11 protein-coding genes and 2 pseudogenes are annotated in these 20,647 nt (G+C 35.5%); 5 read left to right on the forward strand and 8 right to left on the reverse strand.

All coding sequences use genetic code 11. The annotated features are described in order from the left end of the window. Window positions 1-9: 9 nt before the first annotated feature. Together hutU and THEBR_RS09365 are read right to left on the reverse strand one after the other, a co-directional pair. Window positions 10-1,659, reverse strand: coding sequence for a urocanate hydratase (hutU, locus tag THEBR_RS09360; RefSeq protein ID WP_003869236.1), 1,650 nt, complete (start codon window positions 1,657-1,659; stop codon window positions 10-12). A 119-nt stretch (window positions 1,660-1,778) separates the two neighbouring features. Next, window positions 1,779-3,758, reverse strand: a complete 1,980-nt coding sequence (locus THEBR_RS09365; RefSeq protein WP_012269609.1) for a methyl-accepting chemotaxis protein — start codon at window positions 3,756-3,758, stop codon at window positions 1,779-1,781. A 192-nt stretch (window positions 3,759-3,950) separates the two neighbouring features. On the opposite strand from THEBR_RS09365, the gene THEBR_RS09370 reads away from it, so the two are divergent. After that, the gene (locus tag THEBR_RS09370; RefSeq protein WP_004395562.1) at window positions 3,951-5,228 is read left to right on the forward strand and encodes a transposase; all 1,278 of its coding nucleotides are present in this window, start codon (window positions 3,951-3,953) and stop codon (window positions 5,226-5,228) included. A 185-nt stretch (window positions 5,229-5,413) separates the two neighbouring features. Here THEBR_RS09370 and THEBR_RS09375 read toward each other — a convergent pair whose 3' ends face one another. Then, window positions 5,414-6,028 carry an HD-GYP domain-containing protein gene (locus tag THEBR_RS09375; protein ID WP_012269610.1) on the reverse strand — a complete coding sequence of 205 codons (615 nt, stop codon included), beginning with the start codon at window positions 6,026-6,028 and terminating at the stop codon, window positions 5,414-5,416. A gap of 361 nt (window positions 6,029-6,389) precedes the next feature. Between THEBR_RS09375 and yjeM the strand changes: the two genes are divergently transcribed. Together yjeM and nifJ are read left to right on the forward strand one after the other, a co-directional pair. Then, the gene (yjeM, locus tag THEBR_RS09380) at window positions 6,390-7,931 is read left to right on the forward strand and encodes a glutamate/gamma-aminobutyrate family transporter YjeM (protein ID WP_004402010.1); all 1,542 of its coding nucleotides are present in this window, start codon (window positions 6,390-6,392) and stop codon (window positions 7,929-7,931) included. A gap of 283 nt (window positions 7,932-8,214) precedes the next feature. Next, window positions 8,215-11,742: a pyruvate:ferredoxin (flavodoxin) oxidoreductase gene (gene nifJ, locus THEBR_RS09385; RefSeq protein ID WP_012269611.1), complete on the forward strand. Its 3,528-nt coding sequence runs from the start codon at window positions 8,215-8,217 to the stop codon at window positions 11,740-11,742. Window positions 11,743-11,983: 241 nt separating this feature from the next. Here nifJ and THEBR_RS09390 read toward each other — a convergent pair whose 3' ends face one another. Next, window positions 11,984-13,165 carry an ISL3 family transposase gene (locus THEBR_RS09390; RefSeq protein WP_012269583.1) on the reverse strand — a complete coding sequence of 394 codons (1,182 nt, stop codon included), beginning with the start codon at window positions 13,163-13,165 and terminating at the stop codon, window positions 11,984-11,986. Window positions 13,166-13,403: 238 nt separating this feature from the next. On the opposite strand from THEBR_RS09390, the pseudogene THEBR_RS09395 reads away from it, so the two are divergent. Beyond that, a pseudogene (locus tag THEBR_RS09395) lies at window positions 13,404-14,491 on the forward strand (VIT1/CCC1 transporter family protein). 30 nt (window positions 14,492-14,521) lie between these two features. Here the strand turns inward: THEBR_RS09395 and THEBR_RS09400 are convergent. Beyond that, window positions 14,522-15,421 (reverse strand): DUF5643 domain-containing protein, encoded by a 900-nt coding sequence (locus THEBR_RS09400; RefSeq protein ID WP_013570836.1) that lies wholly within the window; start codon window positions 15,419-15,421, stop codon window positions 14,522-14,524. 360 nt (window positions 15,422-15,781) lie between these two features. On the opposite strand from THEBR_RS09400, the pseudogene THEBR_RS09405 reads away from it, so the two are divergent. Next, window positions 15,782-17,217 (forward strand): annotated as a pseudogene (locus THEBR_RS09405) (IS200/IS605 family accessory protein TnpB-related protein). A 322-nt stretch (window positions 17,218-17,539) separates the two neighbouring features. On the opposite strand, the gene THEBR_RS09410 reads toward THEBR_RS09405, so the two are convergent. Genes THEBR_RS09410 through THEBR_RS09420 form a run of 3 tightly spaced genes read right to left on the reverse strand, consistent with a single transcriptional unit; the run spans window position 17,540 to window position 20,570 of the window. Then, window positions 17,540-18,523 carry a M42 family metallopeptidase gene (locus tag THEBR_RS09410; RefSeq protein ID WP_012269615.1) on the reverse strand — a complete coding sequence of 328 codons (984 nt, stop codon included), beginning with the start codon at window positions 18,521-18,523 and terminating at the stop codon, window positions 17,540-17,542. Continuing rightward, window positions 18,520-19,539 carry a M42 family metallopeptidase gene (locus tag THEBR_RS09415; RefSeq protein WP_012269616.1) on the reverse strand — a complete coding sequence of 340 codons (1,020 nt, stop codon included), beginning with the start codon at window positions 19,537-19,539 and terminating at the stop codon, window positions 18,520-18,522. Before THEBR_RS09415 ends, THEBR_RS09410 begins: the two co-directional genes overlap by 4 nt. After that, on the reverse strand, window positions 19,530-20,570 hold the full coding sequence (locus THEBR_RS09420; RefSeq protein WP_012269617.1) for a M42 family metallopeptidase: 1,041 nt from the start codon (window positions 20,568-20,570) through the stop codon (window positions 19,530-19,532). The genes THEBR_RS09415 and THEBR_RS09420 overlap by 10 nt, the downstream gene beginning before the upstream one ends. Between the last annotated feature and the right edge of the window lie 77 nt (window positions 20,571-20,647).

The raw sequence follows: 20,647 nt of genomic DNA on the forward strand, positions 1-20,647 counted from the left end.
TTTCCAACGTTATTTTAGCATAGGCATTTTTATTCCTTTTTCTTTCGCAGTTCTTATTGCAATTTCATATCCAGCATCTGCATGTCTCATAACACCAGAACCAGGGTCAGAGGTCAAAACCCGCTCTATTCTCAAGTCAGACTCTTTTGTTCCATCGGCACACACCACTACTCCTGCGTGTATTGAATATCCTATTCCAACTCCACCGCCGTGATGTACTGATACCCATGTAGCTCCTGAAGCAGTATTTAACAAGGCGTTAAGTATTGGCCAATCTGCGATAGCATCACTGCCATCTTTCATTGCCTCCGTTTCTCTGTAAGGGGATGCAACAGAACCTGTATCATGGTGGTCACGACCTATTACAATAGGAGCTTTCAGTTCGCCTTTTCTCACCATTTCATTTATTGCAAGTCCAAATTCCGCCCTTTGGCCATATCCTAACCAACAAATCCTCGCAGGCAATCCTTGGAATTTAATCTTTTCTCTCGCTAACCTAATCCATCTTTCAAGCAGTTTATCTTCAGGGAAAAGTTCTAAAACTTTTTCGTCAGTCTTGTAAATATCCTCAGGGTCTCCTGATAATGCAATCCAGCGGAAAGGTCCCTTCCCTTCAGAGAATAAATCTCTTATATACTCAGGAACATAACCTTGGATATTAAAAGCCTCTTTTACCCCTTCATCATAAGCCATTCTCCTTATGTTATTGCCGTAATCAAAAGCTATTGCTCCTCTTTTTTGCATCTCAAGCATTGCTGAAACATGCTCTGCCATAGCTTTTTTAGCTCTCTTTATATATTCCTCCGGATTTGATTTTCTAAGAGCAAATGCCTCTTCTAGTGTCATTCCATTTGGCACATATCCGTTTAATGGGTCATGGGCTGATGTCTGGTCTGTTACAACGTCTGGAATTATTCCTCTCCTTACAAGCTCAGGATGAACATCTGCGGCATTTCCGACAAGTCCAACTGACAAAGGCTTTCCTTCTTCTTTCGCTTTCAAAACCATTTCTAAAGCTTCGTCAAGATTGTCTGTCATTACATCAAGGTATTTAGTATCTAATCTTCTCTGTATTCTATTTCTGTCCACTTCTACTACAAGGCATGCGCCATCCAACATGGTAACTGCTAAAGGCTGCGCTCCGCTCATACCTCCAAGTCCGGCTGTAAGTACAAACTTTCCCTTCAATGTTCCATCAAAATGTTTTTTAGCAAGAGCTGCAAAAGTCTCAAAAGTTCCTTCTATAATCCCTTGTGTTCCTATATATATCCAACTTCCTGCTGTCATTTGCCCATACATGGTAAGCCCTTTTGCCTCAAGGTCCCAGAAATTTTCCCAATTAGCCCATGCAGGTACTAACATTGCATTGGATATGAGCACTCTTGGTGCCATTGTATGAGTTTTAAAAATTCCTACAGGTTTCCCAGATTGTATGAGAAGTGTCTCATCTTCCTCCAAATTTTCTAAGCTCTCTATTATTTTATCAAAAGCTTCCCAATTTCTTGCAGCTTTTCCTGCTCCTCCATACACTATCAAATTCGCCGGGTCCTCTGCTACCTCCGGATCTAGATTGTTCATCAAAGTCCTGTAAGGCGCCTCTATTTGCCAATTCTTGCAATGTAATGTGGTCCCCCTTGGCGCTCTTATAACTCTTGACATATTTAAATCCCCCCATAAATTTTTTAATTTGGTGATATAGTATATTTCTATTTATCACTTCAAAAATCCTGCTAATATTTATACATTTTTAAATTTAAAAAGCGGGAATGACCCCGCCTTTACTCAACTTTAAATTGTTTAATCGCCTCAATGAGAGTATTTGCATAATTCTTAAGTTCATTTGCTGTTGATGCCATCTCTTCCACAATTGCCGACTGTTCTTGTGATGTTGCGGATACTTCTTCCGCTGATGCCGCTGACTCTTCTGATACAGCCGCTATGTTCTGTATTGAATCTACTATCTTGTTTTTATGTTCCTCTATCTCCTTTAATGATTTGTTTAGATTGTCAATCTTCTCTACTATGAAATTCACTGCATGAAGTATTCCTTCAAATACATCTTTTGTGGTATTGACTACATTGCTTTGCTCTTCTATTGATTTTGTTGAGTCTTCTACTGTCTTGTAAGTATCGTTAATCGTGTTTTGTATCTCAGATATTAAGTTAGCTATATTTCTCGCTGCCTGTGAGGACTGCTCTGCCAATTTCCTCACTTCGTCTGCTACAACGGCAAAACCTCTTCCTGCCTCTCCTGCTCTTGCTGCTTCTATCGCGGCGTTTAGTGATAAAAGATTTGTCTGGTCTGCTATGCTTGTTATCGTCTCTACAATCTTGCTTATTTCCGTAGATTTTTCTAAAAGATAATTTGTGGATTCTTTTACATTGTTATTTGCTTCTACTGTCAATTCTGTCTTTTTAATTAAGTCATCTATAATCACAAGCCCTTCGTTGGATACCATGCTGACATTCGCTACTTCTTGGTTTATCTCATCAGCGTTTTTAAGGGATTGGTCTATCAATTGCCCAAGTAATACAGTGGCATTAGTGCTCTCCTCTGCTTCTCTTGCTTGGCTAGAAGCTCCTTGTGCGATTTCTTCAATGGCTTTTGCAACGTCTTGTGTGGCTTGTGCTGCTTGTTCAGAAGCTACAGCCATGTTTTCCGCTGAGTGATTTACGGACTCTGATACGCTTCTTATGTCAAAAACAAGCCTTTTTATTCCTTCAATCATGGTGTTGAAGCTATTTGCCAATATTCCAACTTCATCTTTTGCTTTTACATTAGCTTTAACCGTAATATCCCCTTTAGCTGCTGCAGACATAGCAGTTACCACTTTTTTGATTCCTGAGGATATAGAATTTGCAAAGAAGTATGCTATTAAAAATCCTATGAGTAATACTATTATACTTACAGTGATTACAAAATCTCGTATTTTCGTCACATCTTTTGTTAATTCGCTATTTCCCATTGTAACTACTGCTTTCCACCCAAAGCTGTCAAGATTTCTCACACTGGCAAACTTGTACACATTGTTTGAACTGTACTGTATAGTAGCATTATTAAGACTTAACAATTTTTCCCCAAAGTCATATTTTTTTATAGAAGTAAACAACTTAGTAGTATCCGGATGAGTAATAACAGTACCATCTTTTGTAACTAGGTATATGTACCCTGTCTTTCCAAGTTTAACACTAGATATATTTTTAGAAAGTTGTTCTAAACTTATATCAATTCCTAATATGCCTACTAACTTACCACTCGAACCCGTAATGGCTTTAGTAACAGTGATTTCTGGCGCCTTAGTATTGAAATCTTCATAAGGATCTGTCCAGACAATATTACCTCCGGCTTTTTCAGCATCTTTATACCACGGCCTTTCTGTTGGATCGTAATTTTCTAGTTTTTGAGGTGGGTACAAAATCATCTTTTTATCAGGTGTCGCAAAATACACATTCATTGCATTTGGCATAGATTTTTTGACTTCTTCTAATTTTTTAAGTACTGCCTCATCTGAAGCGCTGCTCCCATCATAATTCATTATAGTATTTGATTCAGCTAACATTTCAAGCATTGATTCTGTGTCTTGTTTAATAGAATTTATGTACTTATTTAAAACCGATAAAGCTGCTTGATTAGAATCGTTTATCTTGGTTTTAAGAACACTCTCTGCAATATTTGTAGAAAAATATCCTGTTATGACAAGGGGAATTAAAATAAACAAGAGTATAAACACCAAAAGTTTTGTTCTAATGCTTTTCATTTGTTACCCTCCCATTATATAGAAATATAGACTTGTGCAAAATTCAAAAGCCTTCATTTAAGCCATTCCACAGACATGCTTTTTTTCTATCACTCTTGAATTTTTTATCTTTTATGTAGGATTTCCCCTCCCATTTGTCGAATTATTATATATACCGCATGAAAATATTTTTTAAGGAGGGGGAAATCCTACATGTACCAGCTTCAATTACTTTTAAATATACCTGAACTCTTTACTTCTCTGTCTAAAATTGATTTCTATTCTTCTATGTTTAAAAATCTAGACTTGTCTTCAATACCTGAATTCCATTCCTCTAGTCCTGGCCGTAAGGGTTATTCTCATCATGCAATGTTTAGAGCTTTTATTGTTATGAAAGCTGAAAGATTCGGTACAATTTCTGACCTTTTAGATTATCTCCGCAATAATCTTATCATTGCTCATCTTTGTGGCTTTAACATCCTTAAACCTCTTCCTTCTTATTGGACTTTCCGCCGTTTTATTAATGAGTTCTCTCATGATTATTTGACCTCTATCTTTCAAAATCAAGTCAATATCCTCAAAAATATGGGCATTATCTCTGGTGAGTTTATTTCCATGGACTCTACCCCTATTAAAGCTAACACTAAGTTAAATAACCCTAAGTCTTTTTCTAAAAATAAATTCTCTAAAGATAATCAGCCTAAGTCTGATAAGGATTGTAAATTAGGCGTTTATTCTGCTTCTAATGATTCTTCTAATAAACGTTATAAGTTTTATTGGGGCTATAAAAATCATATTATTGTTGATGCTATCTCTGGATTGCCTATCGCTGAAACTACTACTCCCGCTGATGTCCCCGATTTTGAAGTTGCTTTGTCTTTACTTGAAAAGACTAATAAGTGGTTTAACCTTAAGTATGTTAATTTTATTGCCGATAAGGGGTATGATGTTAAGAGAGTTTATAATTTTGTTAGAGATACTCTCCATGGTCATTGTTTTATTCCTCTTAACAAGCGTAATTCTAAAAATCCCCCACTGACTGATGATGGTTATATCGTTTGTGAAGCAGGTATTAAAATGCTCAAAGACGGCAAGCAGTATTTTGATGGTTTTATTAAGCAAAAATTTGTTTGCAAGTTCTGTAATTCTAAAGATGACTCTGCCTGCCCTATAAAGCATCCTAAATATTTTAATGGCAAAAAGCATAGAGGCTGTACTAAGTATGCTATTATATCTTCTGATTATAGGTCTTCTATTAATAGAGACTCCCTATATTTTAAGGCTGTCTATAGACTAAGAGTAGAATCAGAAAGATATAATTCTCGATTTAAAGCTCTGGATTTTGAAAAGGCTTATGTTAGAAATATTAATTCTGTCAGCAACCTTAATACTTTTGGCCATATTACTTTGCTTACTGTCGCTATTGTAGCTATTAAACTGGGTAAATTTGATGAGTTTAAGTCTCTTGTTGCTCTGATGCAATCGGCTTAACTTTTGCTGAATTTAGTTCATGCCATTTTTTAACATTTGACTTCTACAGGATATTTATGCCCTTTTTTAGCTCCTCTTTTTGTCTTTTCTTTTCCCTTATCCCTTACTTTATGTTTGATTGTCAGTCTTGATTACTATATATTGTATGTCATACATATTTTGGTTTTTGATTATGATTATTTTAATTAATTTTGCACATCCCTAATAGAAATAAAGTGTTGTTGATCCCCCTTTTTATCCCACAACACTTCTTCTAATGCTTCTACGATTTTGTAATTATATTTTTGTGGTTGGGTTTTTAATTCAAATATTGCCTCGTGTATACTTTTTAACCTCTTTTCATTATAAGGCCTTTTTGTAGTCATTGCATCAAAAGAATCACAAATTCCTATTATTTGAGCATTTAAAGGAATAATACTGACACCAAAAGGATAGCCAGAACCATCTAGCCTTTCATGATGGTAAAGTACCCCTGGAATTAAATCCTTCAAAGAAGGAAAAATTTTTAACATCTCCGCGCCATAACTCGGATGTATCTTCACAAATTCGTATTCTAACTCTGTAAGCGAACCTGGCTTGTCAAGAATGGCGACAGGTACTAATACCTTGCCAATATCGTGTAATAATCCCCCCTTACAGTTATAAATTTGCTCCTCTTTGGGTAATCCCAATTTTTTAGAAACTAAATAAGTAAGTTTCGCAACTCTTATACTGTGTAAATAAGTTATATAATGATAATGTTTCAAACTCGTCATTAAATGCTTTATAAGATAATACTCGCTGTAATTGTATACTTCCACCGTTTTCCCTTCTTCTCGACATAATTTGACAAAAAAATTATACCATTTGTTTCTTATAATGTCAATTTTAAAAAAGTTTCAAAAAAAAAAAAAAAAAAAAAAAAAAAAAAAAAAAAAAAAAAAAAAAAAAAAAAAAAAAAAAAAAAAAAAAATACTGTTTTTTCTTGCGATATTTTTCTTGATATTTATTTTTTCTATGAGTTATTTAAGGATGTATTAACAAAGGACAATCTGGATAAACTGTAAAAGAGAAACCATTGACAAAAATCTAAAAAAAGCTATATAATATGCGTTGGAATATTTTTGTATATATTAAAAAAATGTTGTAGTTAAAAAAAACGTGTAAGATGGAGGTTTTTTTATGACATCAAATGTAAACGATGCAAAAAAATTAGCTTTGATTCCCCTCATTTTAATGATCTTTACCTCGGTATTTGGCTTTACAAATATTCCTCGTTCTTTCTATTTGATGGGATATGGAGCTATCCCATGGTATATTCTATCAGGTATAACTTTCTTTATACCTTATGCCTTTATGATGGCAGAATATGGTTCAGCTTTTAAAGAAGAAAAAGGTGGCATATATTCTTGGATGGAGAAATCAGTAAACCCAAAGTACGCTTTTATAGGAACTTTCATGTGGTATGCTTCTTATATCATATGGATGGTAAACGTAAGCTCCTCTATATGGATACCTCTTTCCAATGCTTTATTCGGAAAAGACACTACTTCTACGTGGAACCTTTTTGGTTTAAAATCAACTCAAACTTTAGGACTTTTGGGGGTAATATGGGTAATCACTGTAACTTATGTGGCTTCTAAAGGATTAAAAAGTATTTCAAAGGTATCTTCTGTAGGTGGAACTGCAGTTGCTTTATTAAATATAGTCTTACTTTTAGGAGGTATATTTGTCCTAATCGCTAACGGTGGAAAAGTTGCTCAACCAATTATTTCAGCTCATTCATTTACTACATCACCAAATCCTGCTTATCAATCAACTATCGCCATGTTTGCATTTTTAGTTTTTGCTATATTTGCATATGGAGGATTGGAAGTAGTAGGAGGACTTGTAGACCAGACAGAAAAGCCAGAAAAGAACTTTCCAAAAGGATTATTGATTTCTGCACTGCTTATTTCTATTGGATATTCAATAGGAATTTTTATGGTAGGAACATTTACTAACTGGAAAGAAGTATTAGGCACTCAAAATGTCAATATGGCAAATGTAGCATATGTAGTAATGCAAAATTTAGGTTACAAAATAGGACAAGGATTAGGACTTAATGAAGCTACATCTCTTACTATAGGTGCTTGGTTTGCAAGGTATGTAGGATTATCAATGTTTTTAGCATTGAGTGGCGCTTTTTTCACTTTATCTTATGCACCTTTAAAACAAATAATAGAAGGAACTCCTGCAGAGTTATGGCCAGGTAAAATGGGTAAAATCGAGGGCGATATTCCTAAAAATGCTATGTGGGTGCAATGTGCAATAGCGGTTGTAATAATTATCCTTGTTTCTTTTGGAGGAGAAGCTGCAGCTAAATTTTTCGCAAAACTCATATTGATGACAAATGTAGCTATGACATTGCCTTATGTATTTTTATCAGGTGCTTTCTACTCCTTTAAGAAAAATAAACAAATCCAAAAACCTTTTGCAATATTTAAAACTGACAGCAGTGCACTTATAGCAACAATAATTGTTACAGCAACAGTGGCTTTCGCTAACTTCTTTACAATAATCCAACCGGCAATTAACGGAGACACAAACTCTACTATCTGGATGATTGTAGGTCCACTATTTTTCTCCATCGTCGCACTTTTAATGTATAGACGTTATGAAAACAGGAAAGAAGCTGCAAAAGGCAAAGCTATTCAGACAAAAATAAGACCAGGACACAGATAAAGAGGGCATTAAAAGCCCTCTTTCTAGTTCTATTTTTTGATATAGATTTATCATAAAAAAGTTTTAATTTTTTTGACGGTGTGGTATAATTATTATGTACCTGTTATATAGCTTTAATAAAAGCAAAAATCTAAATTAATACGGTCTGTTATACACTCTATAAATACCTGTTATATAATAAGATGAAATATTGTATACTGTGCTATATCAGGTACATCCTTCTTTGATTGGTGATTTTTTGACCATTTTATTTAATTATTTAAATAAGGAGAGGAGTAAAGAAATGGCTAAAGTAATGAAGACCATGGATGGTAACACAGCTGCTGCCCATGTGGCTTATGCTTTTACGGAAGTAGCTGCGATTTACCCCATAACTCCATCGTCTCCAATGGCAGAAGTTGTAGATGAGTGGAGTGCACATGGAAGGAAGAACATATTTGGTCAGCCGGTAAAAGTTATTGAAATGCAGTCAGAAGCAGGTGCTGCAGGGGCTGTTCACGGATCACTGGCAGCAGGAGCTCTAACAACGACATTTACTGCATCACAAGGACTTCTTTTAATGATTCCTAACATGTACAAAATTGCAGGGGAGCTTTTACCTGGAGTATTCCATGTAAGTGCACGTGCCGTTGCAACACATGCTCTTTCAATTTTCGGTGACCATTCTGACGTTATGGCATGCCGTCAGACAGGTTTTGCTATGCTTGCTTCTGGCAGTGTGCAGGAAGTAATGGATTTAGCAAGCGTTGCACACCTTTCTGCAATTAAAGGAAGAGTACCCTTCTTGCATTTCTTTGACGGATTTAGAACATCTCACGAAGTGCAAAAAATCGAAGTTTTAGATTATGAAGACCTCAAAAAACTTGTAGACTATGATGCTTTAAAAGCATTCAGACAAAGAGCACTAAATCCAGAACATCCTGTAACAAGAGGTACAGCTCAAAACCCAGATATATTCTTCCAAGGAAGAGAAGCTGCCAATAGATTCTACAATGCTATACCTGAAATCGTAGAATATTACATGAATGAAATGAAGAAATTAACAGGAAGAGAATATAAGCTGTTCAACTATTATGGCGCACCAGATGCAGAAAGAATAATAATTGCAATGGGTTCTGTGACAGAAACCATTGAAGAAACAGTAGATTACTTGTTGAAAAAAGGAGAAAAAGTAGGTGTCGTAAAAGTACATCTTTATAGGCCTTTCTCTATAAAACATTTCTTAGATGTAATACCAAAGACTGTTAAGAAGATAGCTGTACTCGATAGAACAAAAGAACCAGGTTCAATTGGTGAACCTTTGTATGAAGATGTAAAAACAGCTTTCTTTGACAGCGAATTGCGTCCAGTAATTGTTGGTGGTCGTTATGGTCTTGGTTCAAAAGATACTACACCTGCACAAATCATTGCTGTATTTGACAACCTCAAAGCTGATGAGCCAAAAGACCACTTCACAATAGGAATAATTGATGACGTAACCTTTACATCACTTCCTGTAGGAGAAGAAGTCGATACAATACCAGAAGGAACAACCAGCTGCAAATTCTGGGGATTCGGTTCTGATGGTACAGTAGGTGCAAACAAGAGTGCTATAAAGATCATAGGTGACAACACAGATTTATACGTGCAAGCATATTTCTCTTATGACTCAAAGAAATCAGGCGGTGTGACAGTATCTCACTTAAGATTCGGCAAAAAACCAATAAGGTCAACATATTTGATAAACAAAGCAGACTTTATTGCTTGCCATAAGCAGTCTTACGTTTACAACTATGACATATTAGCAGGATTAAAAGATGGTGGTACTTTCCTCCTAAACTGCAATTGGAAAGTTGAAGAATTAGACAAAAAATTGCCTGCTTCAATCAAAAGATATTTAGCTAAACACAACATCAACTTCTACATCATCAACGCTGTAGACATCGCAAAAGAAATAGGTTTAGGCGGAAGAATCAACATGATAATGCAATCTGCTTTCTTCAAACTCACAAACATAATACCAATTGAAGAGGCAGTAAAACACTTAAAAGAAGCTATCGTAAAAGAATACGGACATAAAGGCGAAAAGATAGTACAGATGAACTACGAGGCTGTAGATAGAGGTATAAATTCTTTAGTCAAAGTAGAAGTTCCTGCTTCTTGGGCAGATGCTGAAGATGAACCAAAAGAAGAAAGGCAAGCACCTGATTTTGTGAAGAATGTTGCCGATGTAATGAATAGATTGGAAGGAGACAAGCTTCCTGTTAGTGCTTTCCTTGGAAGAGAAGATGGAACCTTCCCACCAGGCACAGCAGCTTATGAAAAACGTGGAATTGCTGTTGACGTACCTGAGTGGCAGATAGACAACTGTATCCAATGTAACCAATGTGCATTTGTATGTCCTCACGCCGCAATAAGACCATTCCTTCTTACTGAAGAAGAAGTTAAAAATGCACCCGAAGGCTTTAAAGTTAAAAAGGCTATCGGAAAAGGCTTTGAAGGATTATACTACAGAATTCAGGTTAGCGTTCTTGATTGTACAGGTTGCGGCGTTTGTGCAAATGAATGCCCTGCAAAAGAAAAAGCGCTTGTTATGAAACCTTTAGAAACACAAATGGAAGAAGCAAAGAACTGGGAATACGCAATGACTTTATCACCAAAAGAAAACCCAATGAACAAAGAAACAGTAAAGGGAAGTCAATTTGAAACACCATTGCTTGAATTCTCAGGCGCTTGTGCAGGATGCGGTGAAACACCTTATGCAAAACTTGTAACCCAATTATTTGGCGATAGAATGATGATAGCAAATGCTACAGGTTGTTCTTCAATTTGGGGAGCAAGTGCGCCATCTACACCTTACTGCACAAATCATGAAGGGAAAGGACCTGCTTGGGCAAATTCTCTCTTTGAGGACAATGCAGAATTTGGTCTTGGTATGGCATTAGCTGTAAAACAGCAAAGAGAAAAATTAGCTGATATAGTAAAAGAACTGTTAGAGCTTAACATTACAGCAGAACTCAAAGAAGCTTTACAATTCTGGCTTGATAACATGATGGACGGCAAAAAATCAAAAGAAGCCACAATTAAACTGTTACCGATACTTCAAAATTACAAAGCAGAAGACGCAAAAGTAAAAGAGCTTATTAACGAAATACTTGAAAGAAAAGACTATCTCATTAAGAAGTCTCAATGGATATTTGGTGGCGATGGTTGGGCATACGATATAGGCTATGGTGGATTAGACCATGTCCTTGCTTCGGGAGAAGATATAAATGTTTTAGTATTCGACACAGAAGTTTACTCAAATACTGGCGGACAATCCTCAAAAGCAACACCAGTAGGAGCAGTAGCACAATTTGCTGCAGCTGGTAAACCAATCGGCAAGAAAGACTTAGGAAGAATGGCAATGACATATGGCTATGTATATGTAGCACAAGTTGCAATGGGAGCAAGCCAGACACAATTAATAAAAGCGCTAGTAGAAGCAGAAAGCTATCCAGGGCCATCTCTCATCATTGCGTATGCTCCATGTATCGCCCATGGAATAAAGCAAGGTATGAGCTGTAGCCAATTAGAAGAAAAGAAGGCCGTAGAGGCAGGATATTGGGTTCTCTATAGATACAATCCGCTTCTTAAGAAAGAAGGCAAGAATCCATTCATACTCGACTCCAAGCCACCAAAACTCTCAGTTAGAGACTTCTTGCAGGGTGAAGTCAGATTCTCGGCTCTGGAAAAGACTTTCCCTGAAAAAGCACAGAAACTCTTTGAAGAAGCTGAGAAACAAGCTCAAGAGAGGTATAAAATCTACGAAAAATTGGCAAAAGATGAATAAAAAGTGGAGGGGGTATTCCCTCCTTTTTTATTTTGGCTCTTTGTCAATAGTTGGGGTGGGTATTTTTTCTGAATGCCCACCTATAAATCTTATCACATAATATGGTAATATTTGTAAATTGTTAGTTGTGATAAGAGATATAGCTAGAAGTATGGGTGGATATTTATCTATGCCTTTTCATCAAAGCTCTATAATATCCTTGAATATCCTTTATCACTAAAAATAGTATTAAGTTAGAACATTAAGCATTACAATATAATATTCTCTTTCTAAATCGATGAAAATTTCTATAGCCATATGCAAGCCTTTTTAGCACCTTAATTTTATTATTGTAACCTTCTGTTACAGAATTAGTATATGGTATATCAAAGGCATTTGTTATTTCTTCAAACCAACGGTTAAATACTTGCACACATCTTTTAAATTCATCAATTTTGCTTTCTTTAGCTAACTGTATCCATCTTTTTAATTCTATTTTTGCTTCCTTTGAATTTTTGCATTTTAATACTTTATCATTAAATTCTTCTTTTAAAAGGTATGCTATTCTTAAGTCGTCGCTGTACCAGAACATTACTTCCAATTCTTCTTTTTGTTCTGTTGTTAAAGTATCATATTTTGCAAGAAGAAGCTTACGGCTTCTTTTGAAATATTTTCTTTTATTGTCTGGTAGCTCTTTTTGTATTCTCTTTCTTACATTTTCTATCGCCCAATATATGTATCTTGTAAAATGAAATTTGTCTATTGCTATTTTAGCTCCTTTGAAATATGTTTTTACTGTATCTGAAAAAGGCCTCCACATGTCTATAATAACCCACTTTACTTTATTCCTGTCTTTAAATCTTTTGAAATATTCACTTAGATTCTCTTGTTTTCTGTCTTTTAAAATATCTAATATTTTTCTTTCTTTTGGGTCTACAATAATGCAATGATATTTCCTGCCTCCAGAGTTCCCTTTGAATTCGTCTATACTGATAATTTCCGGTAATGTTTTATAATCAGGTTCTACTCCTATTGTGTCTAAAAGTCTCATCACAGTCGTAATTGATACCCCTGTAACTTCAGATATATCTTTCATGCTTTGTTGTTTTTTTAGTTGTTGTAGTATGTAAATAGATAATCTGTTGGTCATTCTATGGTAACGTGGTAAATAGTCTACATGTTCATAGAATTTCTTGCCACAGTGTTTACAAACGTATCTCCTCTTTTTTAGTACTATCACTGTTGGTTTCCCGAATAGCGGTACATCTTTTATTCTTTGTACTCTATAATCATGAATCTTAGATGTTATTTCCCCGCACCTTGGACAAATATGTGGTTTCTGTTTCATCTTAATATGAAGCTCTATCCTGTTGTCATTCTCTACAACACCTTCCAAAATTGTATCTTCAGATTTTAAGAAATTTGTGATATAATTACCTTGCACTTATTCTGATGCCTCCTTTTGTTGGGTTATTTTAACCACTTCTATTATAGCAGGCATTCAGAATAAGTGCTCTCTTTTTATAGATTTCTTTTTCCCCACCCCAACATTTATTATAGAACCTTTATTTTGTAATAATTATCACTATTGGTTTTAATCCTTCTTTAATATGGTATAATAAATATAAATTTTATTTCTGGTATTTTCACAAAAATTATTCGCAGAAAGGAAGGTATGACAAATGAATCCTATAGACCAAGCTATCAATTTTTACAAAGAAGAAGTTGAAGCTGCCGAGCTTTATAATACCTTGCAAAAATAGAAAAAAATCCACAAACTAAAAGTAATTTTGACGCGCTTGCAAAAATGGAGCATGTTCATGCAAAATTTTGGCATCAATTTTTAAAAACCAGGAATATAGAAATTCAAGAAGGAAAATTCCACAAATTTAAGCTTTTTACTTATAAAATATTGAGAACTTTACTTGGAAGCAAATTATTTGTCACAATACTTGAGATGAATGAGGTAATAAGTACCGAATCCTATTACCGCTATTTTCACGAAGCCTCTCTTACAGAAAAAGAAAAATTAATTCTCTCAAAAATCATAGAAGATGAGCTTGAACATGAAAAAATGTTTAGCAGACAAAAAGATAAATTCAACATAGAAAACATAAGAGATTTCATACTTGGAATGAACGATGGCCTTGTGGAAATCTTAGGAACTGTAACAGGACTTTCAGCTATTTATCCAAAAAGCCCCATCACCGTTGGAACCGCAGGTTTAGTAGTAGGAGTAGCTGGTGCTCTTTCTATGGCAATAGGTGCATACACCTCTGTACGGTCTCAAAGACAAGTAAATGAAGGAATAAAAAGGAAAATGGAGCTTTTATTTAAAGTCTCAAAAGACAGGGCAAAAGAAGAATTTTTAAATAAACTGTCAGAATCTGGTATACCCGAAGATGTCGGAACAGAAATCGTAGAAAAACTCAGTAACAATGAAGATGCCATGACAAACCTCTTAACTGAAGAAATTTCTGAAAACGAAATAAAATCTGCTCTATATACTGGTATCGCATACCTTGTAGGACTTGTATTCCCCGTTTTGCCTTACTTTATAATCACTTCATCCTCTTTAGTAGCTCTTGCATTTTCAGTAATTTTTGCAGCAATAGCACTTTCTATAGTAGGAATTATAGTATCTGTCGCTTCAGAAAGTCTGTCTATAAAAGGAAAGGTTTTAGAAATGGTAGCAACAGGCCTTGGCGCAGCAGCGCTATCCTACCTCTTTGGAACATTAGTGCAAAAAGTATTTGGAATAAGTGCATAAATGAGGAGAAAGACTCTCCTCATTTTTCTATCATTTTACTCTCACTTTTACTTCTTTTCCCCCAATAAAATTAGGATAGTCAATGATTTTTAGTTTAATTGGATTGTCATAAGAAACGTTTGGTATCCTAATTAAAACTTCCTCTACTTTTCCTTCCCTTCCTCCATGAATCTCCTCCCCTAAAAAATGATATTTTTTCATAGATGAATCTTCAAATTCACTGTAAAAAGGACTATAAAGATTATTTGTATTATCTATTTTTTCAAGCGTAAATGTAAGCTGTATATCATTTTTATTGTACACTATATCATTTAACTTCAACTTTTCATCCGGTTTTTTTAAAATCATTTTATTCTTTAAATCTATAATTACCTCCGCCTTATCCTTACCAATTGCTTTAACTTTTGAAAAAGCTACATATAGTTCTTTTGGTTTTTTAAAATAATTACTTTGAAAATAAAGTATTATATTGTTGTCATCTTTTCTTGTACCAGATACCCCATTACTTATTTGGCCAAATATATCTCCTTTCTCATCCACAATTCCTATATCCGGATAACCAAGTATTTTTTTGCTGTTTAAAGGGTCATAATGAATATAAAGAGCAATACGTGTAGGATAAATAATGACTTTTTCAAAAGTAATTTTTTGACCATCTATTTCCATTGTTCTATTTACAGCATAAACTTCTTTTAATCCCTTAAATTTATTTTTATCTATGTGAATAGAAAAGTTAAATGTATTGTATTTTAGGCCTTTAAATTCGATACTTAAATTTAATACCTCCGGTATGCTATTGTTATCTCCCGAAAAAGCAATATCTATAAAACTTCCTTTTTCTACACTATTATTATCAAAACCACTCCAGCTTAAACTTAATTCATATAAGCCTCTCCTATCACTTCTATAAATTAGACACAGAAATTTCAAAAATAGTTTTACCTTCATAAAAAATTATTCAGACATTCAGACAAAGGGGACGGTTCCTCTCATCTGAACAATTTAGAATTCAGACAAAAGGAACCGTCCCCTTTGTCTGAGTTTAAAAAATGTTGATATTATCATACATAAATATCTTGTACAATGAAAGTAAGAACAATAAATTTTAACCTCTTCCCGAGGAGGTCAAAACAGTTGGAATTCATAATAAAAAATGATACAATTTCAATTGAGCGATGATGAACGTTATTAACTATAAAAAGTTAAGGAGCTTTATGATATAATCAGAATTACAGTAATAAACTAGGGAAAAGAAAGATTAATGACCCCAACAAAGGGGTGGTAAAAAGCATGATAGTAATACAGGCTAAACTCATTTTTCTAAACCAACAAGACAAACAAATAGTATTAGACTTAATGAGAAGATGGTCCTCCTGCATGAGATTTGCATATAAGAGACTTTTAGAAGGATATGATAGAAACACACTAAAAAGAGACCTTCAGGGAACATTTGACTTAAACTCAAGGTATGTAGATGATGCAATAATGAAAGCAGAAAGCGCATTAGAATCTGTCAGAGAATTAGGGAATAACCCAAAGAAGGTCATTTTTGGTGGGAAAAAGCTATTTAAAAAACTCCAAAAACGCCATATAAATGGAAAAGCGTATAAAAAATTAAAAAATAGGTGGCAAGAAAAAAGAAAAGGGAATCTCTATTCAAGAGGAGATAAAAGCAAAAAAGGTAATCTCAATACAAGGATAGAAGCAAAAGAAAATGGCACTTTTTTAAGGATAAATGTAGGAGAAAGAAAATATGTATATTCCAGAATAGAAGCAGGGTATAAAAAGAATAAGAGGAGAGAAGAACTCCTGCAGGAAATTGCCAAATCAAACATACCCTACTCTGTAGAATTAAAACTCAAAAATGGCAGTATGTACGCCTATTTTGCTATTGAAGAAGAATATCCAAAAATAAAAATAACAAAAGAAAAAGGAGTTATAGCAATAGATATAAATGCATATCCAGACAACATATCATGGGCAGAAACAGATGAAAAAGGGAATCTAATAAGCTATGATAAAATACCAATGCCAGAACTTGCAAGCGGAAATAAAGACAAAAAAGAATACTTCAGATGGCAGTATGCTCACAAGATAGTAAAAATAGCGAAAGAAAAAGGAAAAGCAATAGTAATTGAAGACTTAGAAATAAAAGAGAAAGGCAAAAGAAGAGACTTTTCAGGAAGAAAATCAAGAAGGATAAGACATAGCTTTAGCTATAAATCACTTCTTTCAAAAATAAAAGCACTAGCAAAAAGAGAAGGGATAGAAGTAATAGAAGTCAATCCTTCTTACACCTCAATAATAGGGATGTTAAAATATGCACCGCAGTATATGATAACAAAAGATATAGCAGCAGCCTATGTAATAGCAAGAAGAGGATTGAGTAAAGAAAAAAAATACCAGGCAATTATATAAAGTTTCTCAATGCATTGACTGTAGATGAACTGGAAGAATTAAAAGAACATGTAAAGAAAACAGTCAAAAACATACATTTAAAGAAAAAACATTTAAAAGAGATAAACAAAGCAATAAAACTCATACAAAGCCTTGAGAGTGAGCCAGGAAGGGGGCTAGAACCTCTGGATGGAACAAGTTTTAGTACCTATGATTTCTGGCAAGTTCTCAAGGTAGCGGTGGTAACTCCACTCTCTCCTGAAAAGGTGCTAAGAGACTTCTCTCCCCTGAAGGAATTACTAATTCAGGGCAAGTGGGGAGACCCGTAAGGGCGTGAGTTCCTGCTTCTTGGGGCAGGGGCTATGGCTTTCCCAAATACCGCCTGCTGGGGCTGGAAAAGTCTGAAGGGCGGACTACAAATACCCCAGCTATCTAAACTGTACAGTTTTGTACAGTTTGGGTAACCAGGGAGAAAAGATGTTTAAATTCAACCTTAAAAATCTCATCTGGGCAATATGAGGGCTTGTTCTACTCACAGTGGCTGTATTTTTTATAGTCAACTGGCTTGTAAATTCAAAAAATAGCACCTCTAGTGAAAATGCGTAAGTCCATAAATAAAAAGACCCCGCGTAAGAAGCAGGGTCTTTTGCTTTATTTTTCCAGTATTTTTATCAGGAGGTTAATACTTGCCTCCACATCATTTTTATCCACCATTTCTGAAACGCTGTGGACATACCTTGTGGGAATAGAAATCACTCCAGAGGGTACTCCCCCTCTTGAAAGGTGAATCGCTCCTGCATCAGTACCGCCAAATTCCAGTATTTCTAATTGATACGGAATATTGTTCTCTTTCGCCACTTCAATCATCATATCTCTCACAGAAGGGCTCACAATTATTGATCTGTCCATTACCTTTATTGCTGCACCTTTACCGAGAGCCACCGCCATTTTCTTCGCTTTAGGAGTATCTCCCGTTGCTGTAACATCAACAGCAATAGCAAAATCAGGATTAATACTGTAAGCGGCTGTAGTAGCTCCTCTCAAACCTACTTCTTCCTGCACTGTGAAGACAAAATACAGCTCATTTTCTGTCTTCACGTTTTTTAGCGCTTCAATCGCCACATAGCATCCTATCCTGTCGTCAAAAGCCTTGGAGACTAACCTATCTCCAGCTTCTACAAACTCCCCTACAAAAGCCCCACTATCTCCTATTCTGACAAGCTCTTCAGCTTCTTTTTTATCCTTTGCTCCTATGTCTATATAAAGCTTTTCTAGTTTAAAATCCTTTTTATCTTCCAAATGTTCTACTCCAATCACTCCTACTGTACCATTTTTAAACACAACTCTTCTTCCCACCAGATGCTCTACATAAACGCCACCTATCGTTGTAAACCTCAAGAAGCCTTCCTCTTCAATATGCGTAACCATAATGCCTATTTCATCAGCATGAGCAGCCACCATTATCTTTTTCCCTTTTCCCTTTTTCACACATATCATGTTTCCCATCGCATCATGAGTAATTTCATCGCAAAAGCCTTTGACTTCCTCTCTTATAATCTCAAAAACCTTCTCCTCACTTCCCGAAGGTCCAAAAGCCTGTGTTAGCTTTTTTATAAGTTCCACATTCACACTCATTTCAATACCTCCTCAATATTTTTAATCACTAAGTCCACAAGCTTAACTGTATTTTCAAAGTCACTCAGCTTAGCTACAGAATTGAAGGAATGAATATACCTGCAAGGTACAGATATAGCTACCGTCTTTATTCCTCCCTTTGTAAGGTGAATTTTCCCTGCGTCATTACCACCGCTAGCTATTCTTCTAAACTGATAGGGTATCTTATTCTTTTCTGCTATCTTGACGATTTTATCGATAATCTTTCTATCATACAAAGTAGTTCTATCCATAAGTGAAATCGCTGGTCCTTTTCCTAGTTCTGTAGAAACCAAATGAGGTTCTGAATCCACAACATCTGCAGCGACAGTGCCTTCTACCACTATTGCAAAATCAGGATCTACATTGTAAGCTGCTACACCTGCGCCTCTTAAACCAACTTCTTCTTGAACTGTAAAAGCTGCACAAACAGGATACTCATATGTATTCTTCAGAATTTCTATCAGCACGTTACAACCTATCCTATCGTCTAAAGCCTTTGCCTTAACGTATCCATCCCCCAAAAGTTCAAAATTTGATTCAAAGTAGACATAGTCACCGGGTGAAACGTGCTTTAAAGCTTCTTCTTTAGATGCTGCTCCAATGTCTATATAGAGTTCATCAAAGTCAAGAGGTTTTTCCTGCTCTCCTTTTTTCTGAAGATGTATAGGTTTTGCACCTATTACCCCGTTTATCTTCTTCTCCCCTACCTTTACTGCTTTGGCTACCAGAATACGGTTGTCAACTCCGCCCACAGGAGAAAAACTTAATGTCCCGTCTTCATTTACAGACTTCACCATTAAAGCAACTTCATCCATGTGAGCAGCCAGCATCACCTTTGGTTTTTCCTTTTTCCCTTTTTTGCAGGCTATCAAATTTCCAATTCTATCCACATAAAGCTCATCCACATAAGGTTTAACTATCTCTTTTATCTTCTCTCTTACCTCTTTTTCATCTCCAGAAGCACCTAAAAGCTCAGTTAACTCCTTTAATAGCATAAATGTCCCTCCAATTCCTCAGGCAGATTGGCAATATAGTGAGCAAGCAACCTGCCACTTTCTATTATGTCTTTCATATTAGCAGTTTCCACAGAAGTATGCATGTACTTCAAAGGTATTGACACAAGCCCTGTAGGAACTCCTTTTTTTGACACCTGGATTGCCCATGCATCAGTGCCTGAATGCCCAGGAAGCGGCTCTATCTGATAATTTATATTGTATTTTTTAGCTATATCTACAAGCCCTTTATATACAGCAGGATGAATATTGGGTCCCTTCCCTATGGCAGGCCCTTTCCCTATCTCTATGTCGCGGCTAACTCCCCTCGCTTTCGCATGAGTCACGTCAATCGCTATAGCTATGTCAGGTTCAATATTGTAAGAAGAAGTTGTAGCTCCTCTTACCCCCACCTCTTCCTGAAGAGTAACTACAGCATACACGTCGTGATAATGGTATACCTTCTTGAGCTCCTCAAGGCATACTGCCATCACCACAACCCCTGCTCTATCGTCCAGAGCTTTCCCCGATACATTCTCATTCAAAAGCTCTTTAAACTCCCTCTTTACAGTTATTATATCTCCAATACTTACAAGTTTCTCTACCTCTTCTTTTGGAAGCCCGACATCTACATACATATCGTCTATTTTTATCGCCTTTTTCATATCCTCCGAAGACAAAAGATGTGGCGGTTTACTTCCTATAACCCCCAATAATTCCTTTTTGCCGTGAACTATAACTTCCTGTGAAGGAAGAGTCCTTTGGTCCACTCCTCCAACAGGAGTAAACTTTATAAATCCTTTCTCATCAATATCTTTCACCATAAGCCCTATTTCATCCAGATGGGCTGCTAACATCACCTTGTACTTGCCTTTTGTGCCCTTCTTTTTAAAAATAAGATTGCCAAAATTGTCTTCTTTAACTTCATCTGAAATTGGTTCAAATTCTTTTTTTAAGAGGTCATAAATTCCTCTCTCATGTCCAGAAACCCCGTGATTTTCACTAAGCTTTTTTAATAAATCCTTATAATCCATTTTCTACCCCTTCCCGTATAGTTTTATTAAACCACCTTCAAATTTTAATGATTAACCTCTACAAGTTTATTATTTCT

The organism is Thermoanaerobacter brockii subsp. finnii Ako-1, assembly GCF_000175295.2.
GTDB lineage: Bacteria > Bacillota > Thermoanaerobacteria > Thermoanaerobacterales > Thermoanaerobacteraceae > Thermoanaerobacter > Thermoanaerobacter pseudethanolicus.

Bases quoted from the DNA above. Each gene is read 5' to 3' on its own strand.
- THEBR_RS09410 (WP_012269615.1), bottom strand. From the start codon at position 18,523: ATGAGTGTGAATGTGGAACTTATAAAAAAGCTAACACAGGCTTTTGGA.
- nifJ (WP_012269611.1), top strand. From the start codon at position 8,215: ATGGCTAAAGTAATGAAGACCATGGATGGTAACACAGCTGCTGCCCAT.
- THEBR_RS09415 (WP_012269616.1), bottom strand. From the start codon at position 19,539: ATGCTATTAAAGGAGTTAACTGAGCTTTTAGGTGCTTCTGGAGATGAA.
- THEBR_RS09420 (WP_012269617.1), bottom strand. From the start codon at position 20,570: ATGGATTATAAGGATTTATTAAAAAAGCTTAGTGAAAATCACGGGGTT.
- yjeM (WP_004402010.1), top strand. From the start codon at position 6,390: ATGACATCAAATGTAAACGATGCAAAAAAATTAGCTTTGATTCCCCTC.
- THEBR_RS09365 (WP_012269609.1), bottom strand. From the start codon at position 3,758: ATGAAAAGCATTAGAACAAAACTTTTGGTGTTTATACTCTTGTTTATT.
- hutU (WP_003869236.1), bottom strand. From the start codon at position 1,659: ATGTCAAGAGTTATAAGAGCGCCAAGGGGGACCACATTACATTGCAAG.
- THEBR_RS09370 (WP_004395562.1), top strand. From the start codon at position 3,951: ATGTACCAGCTTCAATTACTTTTAAATATACCTGAACTCTTTACTTCT.